The organism is Clostridium neonatale (assembly GCF_001458595.1).
GTDB classification, from domain to species: domain Bacteria; phylum Bacillota; class Clostridia; order Clostridiales; family Clostridiaceae; genus Clostridium; species Clostridium neonatale.
This window is the reverse complement of sequence record NZ_LN890320.1, coordinates 1-1,218: the sequence shown is the minus strand read 5'-3', so window position 1 is coordinate 1,218 and position 1,218 is coordinate 1. Positions and strand designations below refer to the sequence as shown.

At 36.5% G+C, this 1,218-nt stretch carries 1 protein-coding gene; it reads right to left on the bottom strand.

What is annotated here, in order from left to right; genetic code table 11:
- Positions 1-6: 6 nt before the first annotated feature.
- Positions 7-1,200, bottom strand: a complete 1,194-nt coding sequence (gene tuf / locus BN2920_RS00110) for an elongation factor Tu (RefSeq protein ID WP_058293046.1) — start codon at positions 1,198-1,200, stop codon at positions 7-9.
- Between the last annotated feature and the right edge of the window lie 18 nt (positions 1,201-1,218).

Here is a 1,218-nt window from a genome sequence, read left to right as displayed (position 1 = left end):
TTAATATTATTCAACTATACTAGTAACAACTCCAGAACCTACAGTTCTTCCACCTTCTCTGATAGCGAATCTTAATCCTTCATCCATTGCGATTGGAGTGATTAATTCAACATTCATGTCAATGTGGTCTCCTGGCATTACCATTTCCATTCCATCTGGTAATTTGATTGAACCAGTAACGTCAGTTGTTCTGAAATAGAATTGTGGTCTATATCCATCGAAGAATGGAGTATGTCTTCCACCTTCTTCTTTTTTAAGTACGTATACTTGACCTACGAACTTAGTATGTGGATGTACTGAGTTTGGTTTTGCTAAAACTTGACCTCTTTCGATTTCAGTTCTTTGAATACCTCTTAATAATGCTCCGATATTATCTCCTGCTTGCGCTTCGTCTAATAACTTTCTGAACATTTCGATTCCAGTTACTACTGTCTTCTTCTTTTCTTCTTGTAATCCAACGATATCTATTTCATCTCCAACATGAAGAACCCCAGCTTCAACTCTTCCTGTTGCAACTGTTCCTCTACCAGTGATTGTAAATACATCTTCAACTGGCATTAAGAATGGTTTATCTGTAGCTCTTTCTGGTGTTGGAATATAACTATCTACTGCATCCATTAAATCTAATATTGGTTTGATAGCTTCTTCATCTGTTGGATTTTCTAATGCTTTTAATGCTGATCCTGTTATTACTGGAATATCATCACCTGGGAAGTCATATTCACTTAATAATTCTCTTACTTCCATTTCAACTAATTCTAATAATTCTGGATCATCTACCATATCTGCTTTGTTTAAGAATACTACTATGTATTCTATACCAACTCTTGATCCTAATAAGATATGTTCTCTTGTTTGTGGCATTGGACCATCTGCTGCTGATACAACTAAGATAGCTCCATCCATTTGTGCAGCTCCTGTAATCATGTTCTTAACATAGTCAGCATGTCCTGGACAGTCTACGTGAGCATAGTGTCTGTTTTCTGTTTCATACTCAACGTGAGCTGTATTGATTGTAATTCCTCTTTCTTTTTCTTCTGGCGCTTTATCTATATCAGCATAGTTAAACGCTTCTGCATATCCTCTGTTTGCTAATACAGTTGTTATAGCTGCTGTTAATGTTGTCTTACCGTGGTCTACGTGACCGATTGTTCCAATGTTAACATGTGGCTTACTTCTCTCGAACTTTTCCTTTGCCATTGTTAAATTCCTCCCTTA